Origin of the sequence: Streptomyces sp. NRRL WC-3626 (genome assembly GCF_000718785.1) — a bacterium.
GTDB lineage: Bacteria > Actinomycetota > Actinomycetes > Streptomycetales > Streptomycetaceae > Streptomyces > Streptomyces edwardsiae.
On sequence record NZ_JOCA01000073.1, the window covers coordinates 1 to 285 of the forward strand.

A 285-nucleotide genomic window follows, 5' to 3' on the forward strand; every position below is an offset into this window, starting at 1 on the left:
CCTCGGGGGAGCCGATCGCCCAGGGGACGCCGACGTCGTCGGGGCCGGCGTCGAGTGTGTTGTTGGGGCCCTTGCGGAAGGTGGTCCCGATCGGGTGGACCGGTGGGAGGTAGACGACGTCGAAGCCCATCGCGGCGATCGCGGGCAGGCGGCGGGCGGCGGTGTCGAAGGTGCCGTGCGGCTGGTCGGGTGTGCCCTCGGAGCGGGGGAAGAACTCGTACCAGGCGCCGTACAGGGCCCGCTCGCGTTCCACCAGCAGGGGCAGCGGGTCGCTGCTGGTGACCA

General features: G+C 73.0%; 1 pseudogene. It reads right to left on the reverse strand.

Going from position 1 to position 285, the window contains the following annotated elements:
* A pseudogene (locus IF28_RS36810) lies at window positions 1-285 on the reverse strand (alpha-1,4-glucan--maltose-1-phosphate maltosyltransferase); the annotation flags it as partial.